This is a genomic window from Nocardia farcinica (assembly GCF_029867845.1).
GTDB classification, from domain to species: Bacteria; Actinomycetota; Actinomycetes; order Mycobacteriales; family Mycobacteriaceae; genus Nocardia; species Nocardia farcinica_A.
The window spans coordinates 1-6587 of sequence record NZ_JARWRU010000337.1; the positions used below are offsets into that span (position 1 = coordinate 1).

6 protein-coding genes are annotated in these 6587 nt (G+C 71.5%); all 6 read right to left on the bottom strand.

The features are described 5' to 3' along the window. Window positions 1–1294, bottom strand: a 1294-nt coding sequence (locus QH283_RS07155; protein WP_280502226.1) for an MlaD family protein, incomplete at its 3' end; no start/stop codon positions are given. Then, on the bottom strand, window positions 1294–2436 hold the full coding sequence (locus QH283_RS07160; protein ID WP_280502227.1) for an MCE family protein: 1143 nt from the start codon (window positions 2434–2436) through the stop codon (window positions 1294–1296). The genes QH283_RS07155 and QH283_RS07160, both read right to left, overlap by 1 nt. Before the next feature lies 1 nt (window position 2437). Continuing rightward, entirely contained in the window at window positions 2438–3676 is a 1239-nt protein-coding gene (locus QH283_RS07165) for an MCE family protein (protein WP_280502228.1), read from the bottom strand. Further along, the gene (locus QH283_RS07170) at window positions 3673–4695 is read right to left on the bottom strand and encodes an MCE family protein (RefSeq protein ID WP_280502229.1); all 1023 of its coding nucleotides are present in this window, start codon (window positions 4693–4695) and stop codon (window positions 3673–3675) included. Before QH283_RS07170 ends, QH283_RS07165 begins: the two co-directional genes overlap by 4 nt. Beyond that, window positions 4692–5714 (bottom strand): MCE family protein, encoded by a 1023-nt coding sequence (locus QH283_RS07175; RefSeq protein WP_280502230.1) that lies wholly within the window; start codon window positions 5712–5714, stop codon window positions 4692–4694. The genes QH283_RS07170 and QH283_RS07175 overlap by 4 nt, the downstream gene beginning before the upstream one ends. Continuing rightward, window positions 5711–6587, bottom strand: an 877-nt coding sequence (locus QH283_RS07180) for an MCE family protein (RefSeq protein ID WP_280502231.1), incomplete at its 5' end; no start/stop codon positions are given. The genes QH283_RS07175 and QH283_RS07180, both read right to left, overlap by 4 nt.

Consider the following 6587-nt stretch of genomic DNA (forward strand, 5'->3'; position numbering starts at 1 on the left):
CGCCGGGCGTCCTGTGCTGGGGGGGGTCGGGGGGGGGGGCGGGGGCGTTGCCCGGGTCTTCGAGTCCCGGGTCACGGGGGTTGGGGCCGCGCCGGGGTTGTTCGGTGGCCAGGGGCACGAAACCGACCGGGTCCTTGCACAATTCGGCGGTGGGGGCGTACTTGCCCGGTTGCCCGGCGCAGGGAGTGTTGCGGACACCGCGCACCGCGATGTCGGAGTCCTGCGGAAGTTTGCAGTACAGGCCGTCGGGGGTGTCGAGGGTTTCGGTCTCGTGTGGGGAGCGCCATTCGGTGGGTGGCAGGAAGCCGACGGTGCAGGCGGCGGGGGCGGACATGTTGCCGAAGCGGAAGGTGCCGAGGCCGAGGCCGGAGGCGTTCTTGCTCGGCTGCACGGTCTGGATCATGGAGATCGAGGGCGGCAGCAGGACGAGCAGCTGTTCCAGCCCGGCGTGGTAGGTGACGGCGAGCCGGCCGACGCTGATCAGGTTGGCCAACAGCACCGGCAGGGTGAGTTCGACGGATTCGAACAGCCTGGTCGCCTCGGTGGCGAAGCCGGGGCCTTCGCGCAGGACGGCGCGCAGCTGCGGGTCGTCGGCGACGAGCTGTCCGGTGACACCCGCCAGGCTGCGGGTCCACAGTTCGATGGCGTCGAGGCTGCGGGCCTGGGAGTCCAGCAGCGGCACGGCGTCCTGGACGAAGGTACGGGCCGCGACGCCGGAACTTTCGAGTTCGCCGGCGAGGGCGCGGGCGGAGGCCAGCAGCGAGTCCAGGTCGTGGCCGGACGAGCCGAGGCCGGTGGCCAGTTCGCCGAGCAGGTCGTGCATGCGCTCGGTGGGGACCGCGCCGACCATGGCGCTGAGGCTGTCGAGCATGGGACCGACCGGCTGCGGAACCTCGGTGTCGCGCACCGGGATCACCGCGCCGTCACGCAGGTACGGACCCTCGTCGGTGCGCGGGCGCAGCTCCACGTACTGCTCGCCCACGGCGGAGACGCTGCGGACCAGGGCCTCGAGATCGGCGGGGATGGGGTGCCCGGCGTCGAGGGTGAGAGTGGCGCGCACACCGTCGTCGGTGAGGTCGACGGCGGTGACCTTGCCGACCTCGACGCCGCGATAGGTGACATTGCCGAAGCGGTAGAGCCCGCCGGTCTCGGGCAGGTCCAGGTAGACGGTGACGGCGCCGACGCCGAGCAGGTGCGGCAGCTTCATGTAGACGGTGCCCATGACGGTCAGGCCGATCACCGACAGCACGGCGAAGACGATGAGCTGGGCGCGGACGAATCGGGTGAGCAGCATCAGCGACCTCCTGGCTCCTGCGGCGGCACGCCGACGCCGAGCGGATCCGAGGTCTGCTTGGCGTAGCCGGGGTCGCCGACGGCGGCTTGGACGACCGCGTTCGGGTCGGCCCACGGAGTGCCCTGGAGCAGTTCGCGTCGCAGGCGCGGGATGGTGAGGTCGACGGTGGCGTGCAGGTTGATGTAGTCGCCGCGGACGGCGCGGTCGATCACCTGCTGGCCGTAGGGGTAGACGGTGGCATAGGCAAGGCCCGCGTCGAGCAACGGGCCCACGTCGGCGACGGCTTTCAGGGTGGGTTCGAGGTTGCGCAGGTCGGCGAGCAGGTCGGCGTTGATCTCGGTGACCACCCCGGTGGCGGTCTCGCTGAACGCCCGAAGGCGGTCGAGGGCGTGGGTGAGGGCGGGGCGTTCGGCGAGCAGCAGGTCGAGGGTGGGCGGGAGCATGTCCAGTGCGCGGGTGAGGGTGTCGGTACGGCCGGCGAAGGTCTCCCCCAGCCTGGTCATGGCCTCGACGGCGGCGAGGATGTCGGCACGCTGCTCGGCGAGCACGGCCATGAACCCGTCGAGGCGGGTCAGCAGGGCCGCCACCCGGTCCTGCCGGTGGTCGAGGGCGTTGTGCAGTTCGGCGACGATGTCGCCGAGTTGTCCGAGCCCGCCGCCGTTGACGACCACCGAGAGCGAGGCGAGGGTCTGTTCGGTGGACGGGTAGGTGGAGGCGCGCTCGCGCGGCAGCCGCGCGCCGGATTCCAGTCGCCCCCGCGGCTTCTCGCCCTCGGGGGTGTTCAGCGCGAGGTGGGTGGAGCCGAGCAGGCTGGTCTGGCCGATGGTGGCGACCACGTTGGCCGGGACGGTGGTCTCGGGGCGCACGGCCGCCTCGACGACGGCGTGCCAGCCGTCGAGGGTGATGGCGCGGACGCTGCCGACCACCACGTCGTCGACCATGACCGGCGAATTCGGGGTCAGGGTGCCGACATTCGCGATCTCGACGGAGATGACCGTGGCGTCGGCGCCGCGAGCCTCCGCGCCGGGCAGGGGCACCGAGTTCACCCCGTGGGCGCCGCAGCCGGTGGCGGTGAGCAGGCAGGCGGCGACGGCTGCGCGGCGGAGGCGGACGCGGTGGCCGGGGGACGGGGATCGCGGCATGTCAGCGCCTTCCGCCGAAGAGGATCGCGGTCAGGTCGAGCGGGGGTGGCGGGGCCTGCTCGGCGGGGGCCACCACCCGAGGGACCAGGTGCGGCTCGGTGTAGAGCACCCTCTCCGGGCGCGGGGTGGGACCGAGCACCGGGTTGACCGAGACCGGCAGGTAGTTGAAGCTCAGCAGCGGCAGGACCGGGCCGAGATAGTCGCGACAGGTCTGGGCGGACTGCGCGGAGGACTGCTTGCCCACGGCTTCGATGGCAGAGCTGATGATCTGCACCGGGTTCGAGAAGTTGTTGAGGACGAAAACGCCTGCCTCGGTGCCGGATTCGGGGTTGTAGATGTTGTAGAAATTGGCCATGCTCGTCGGGAAGACGTGCAGGAGCTGTTCGAGATCGTCCCGATTGTCGACCAGGTTCTGGGTGAGGTTCACCAGCCTGCCCACCTGTTCGCTCGCCCGGTCGCGATTGTCGGCGACGAAGCGCCGCACCTCGGTGACGGCGAGGGAGAGCTGGTGCAGGGCCGCGTCCAGATCGGAGCGGCTGCCGTCGAGGACGCTGGTGAGGGTGGCCAGGCGGTCCTGGAATTCCACGATCTGCACATTGCTGTCCCGCAGGGTGGTGACGAACTGTTGCAGGGCGGCGATGGTGGTGACGATGTCGCCGCTGCCGTCGGCGAGGATGCGGCCGACGCCGCTGAGCTGACGCAGGGTTTCGCGCAGCGCGCCGCCGTTGCCGTCCATGGCCGCGGCGGCGCTGTCGATGAACCGGCCGAGCGAGCTGGACGACATGTCCCCGTCCGGGCCGAGCGCCGCCGACAGCCTGGTCAGCTGCGTCTTCACCTCGTCCCATTCGACCGGCACCGCGGTGCGTTCCAGCGGGATGGTGGCGCCGTCGGGCAGAGTGGGGCCGTCGCCGCGATAGGCGGGGGTGAGCTGCACGTAACGGGAGTCCACCAGGCTCTGGGCGACGATGACGGCCTGCGCGTCGGCGGGTATCCCGAGATCGCGGTCGATCTCGAGGGTCATCTCGACGGTGGTGCCGCGCGGCTCGATGGCGGTCACGACCCCGACCGCCACCCCGGACACCCGCACGTCGTCGCCGGGATAGATGGCGGTGGCGGTGGTGAACACCGCGTGCAGGGTCCTCGGGCCGAAGGCCGCCCGCCAGCCCGCCGTGCCCGCCGCGGCGAGAGCGGCGATCAGGGCGAGGGCGGCGGCGCGGCGCACAATCGTGGCGCGGTTCATCGCGGTGGCTCCTGAAGGGGGTTCGGCACGCCGAAGGCCTGGTCGATGAACGGCTGGATGAGGTCGCCGGGGATGAGATTGGCGACGAAGGCGTTGTAGAACGGGCCGCCGGAGACCGCCTCGCCCTGGGTCATGGCCACTTTCGCCAGCCCGGGCAGGGCGGCGGCGATGTTGTCGCGGTTGTCCTCCAGCATGGCGACCACCGAGTTCAGCCGGTCCAGGGTCGGGGCGAGCTCGGCCTCGTTGTCGGCGACCAGGGCGCGCAGCTGTTCGGCCACGGCGGCGGTGCCCGCCAGCAGGTCGACGATGGCCTGGCGGCGGGCGACGAGGGTCTGCAACAGCGCGTTGGCGTCCAGGATGAGGGTGTTCAGCTGAGCGGCGCTCTCGGCGAGGATGCCGCTGACGTCGGCGGTGGCCGTCAGCAGGGCGCGCAGGGTCTCGTCGCGGCTGTTGATCGTGCGTGACAGCTCGGTGAGGCCGTCGAAGGCGGGGCCGAGCTGCGGGGCGACCCGGTCCAGGGTGGTGGCCAGGGTGTCCAAGGCGGTGTCGAGGGCGGCGGTGTCGGTCTCGCCGACAGTGGCGGCCAGCTCGCCCACGGCGTCGGTGAGCGAGTAGGGCGAGGAGGTGCGCTCGATCGGGATCACCTCGCCCGGACGCAGCGTGCCCGGCCCGGCAGGGGCCAGGGTCAGCACCCGTCTGCCCAGCAGCGAGCCGGTTTTGATGTGGGCGGAGGTGCCACCGCCGAGGGTGATCCGGTCGCGGACCCGGAAGTCGACGCGAGCGTCGCCGTGGTCCAGGCTCAGCCGGGTGACGGTGCCGACGGTGACCCCGGACAGGACCACCTCGTCGCCGACGCCGAGCCCGCCCGCCTCGGCGAAGACGGCGGTGTAGCGCACGGTGGTGCTCCAGGCGATGAACTGCTCGGCCTGCAGGCCGAGGGCGATCACGCACACCACCAGGACGACGCCGGTCACGCCGTGGCGGGTCAGGTGGGCGCCGCGGTAGCGCGTCAGGCTCATGGGCTGCACCGTCCCGTCGTCTGCTCGATGGCGGGCAGTACCAGCACCTCGCCACCGGGGTCGTTGACCCGCACGGTGATGGCGCAGATGTAGTACTGGATGAAGTTGCCGTAGGCGCCGGTGCGGACCAGTTTGCGGAAGTTCTCCGGGGCGCGGCCGAGGGCGTCGTCGAGCACCTGTTTGTCGGAGTCGAGCAGCGGTGCGAGCCTGGCCAGTTCGTCGATCGTGCCCGCGAGCGGCGGACGGGCGTCGATGAGCAGGTCCGCCACGCTCGCGGTCGCCCGATCGATGGCCTCGATGGCGGCGCCGAGCGGCTCGCGTTCGGCGCTCAGTTCGCCCACCAGCCGTTGCAGGCGTTCGACGGTGGCGGTGAATTGCTCGCCCTCGGCGTTCAGGGTGTCCATGACGACGCGCAGATGGTCGAGCAGGCGGGCGACGAGGTCGTTCTTCTCGGCGAGGGCGGTGGTGAAGGTGGCGGTGCGCGCGGTGAGCGAGCCGAGGGTGTCCTGTCTGCCCTGCACGATCTCCAGCAGTGACCAGGTGAGGGCGTTGACCTGCTGCGCGTTCAAGCCCTGGATCACCGGTTTCAGGCCGCCGATGAGCAGGTCGAGATCCAGTGCGCCGGTGGTGCGTTCGCGCGGTATCCGCCCGCCCGGTGGGAGCGGTTCGGAGACGCCGGGTGGGTCGGTGAGTTCGAGATAGCGGTCGCCGACGAGGTTGAGATAGCGCACCGCGGCCCTGGTTGCGGTGCTCAGCCGGACCGGCTCGGCGGCGTCGAATTCGACCAGCACGGCATGGTCTTCGCGCAGCTCCACCGCGCGCACGGCACCGACGGGCACGCCTGCGATGCGCACGGTGTCGCCGCGGCGCAGGCCGGAGGCGTCGGCGAAGATCGCCGAGTAGCCGGTGGCGCCACCCGCCCGGTACTGGCCGAACACCAGCACGAGCAGGCCGGAGAGCACGACCATGACCACGGCGAACGCGCCGAACTTCACCAGCGGGGCGTTGCGCCGGGTCATCGGCTCGCCTCCGTCGGCGGGCCGAACAGCGCGTTCGGCAGATTCTCCGGGTTGACGAGGATGCCCTGGTTGCCGCGGGCGAACGGGTTGGCGCCGACATCGGCGACCACGAACGGCGGACGCTGCTCGTAGCCGACCGGCAGCACCGAGCACTGGGAGCCGCCGGAGGCCTCGAGCTTGGGCAGGTTGTCCGGGTAGCGGTAGGGGTCGATGCCCCACAGGAAGTTCGCCGACAGCCCGAGGCCGGGCACGTTTACCGGCGGCATCTGCGACAGATCGGCGAAACCGTCGAGCGAGCAGTACAGGGCTTCCCGATATTCGGCGGTCAGCGCGGTGGTGGGGACGAGCACGTCGAGGGTGGCGGCGAGGGCGTCGGCATTGGCGGCGAGGACGCGATCACCGGTGTCGGCCAGCCCGATCAGGGCCGGCAGTACGGCGTCGAGGTGCTGCTGTTCCTCCAGCAGGGTGCCGCCGAGGGCGGTGACGTGGCCCGCGGTGTCGAGCAGGGGCTGGGCGGCGTCGGCGTAGGTGGCCAGCACCGGGGCGGCGAGGGTGAGGTCGGTGCGCAGCGCGGGCAGGGCCGGTTCGAGCTCGGCGAGGAAGGCCTCCAGGTCGGTGAGCATCTGCCCCACCTGGTCGCCTCTGCCCCTGGTGGCGGCGGCGATCGCGCCGAGCGTGGTGTTGAGCTTCTCCGGCTCGAGGGCGGACAGGACAGCGGTCAGCTGTTCGAAGACGGTGTTGATCTCGAGGGTCACGCGGTCTGCTTTGAGAACCTGTCCGGCGCGCGGCCGGCCGTCGGGTCGCGGGGGGGGGGCGGGGTGGGCGAGGTTCGCGCCGAAGCCGGTGGTGGGGGCGTTGGCCACCGAGCGGTTG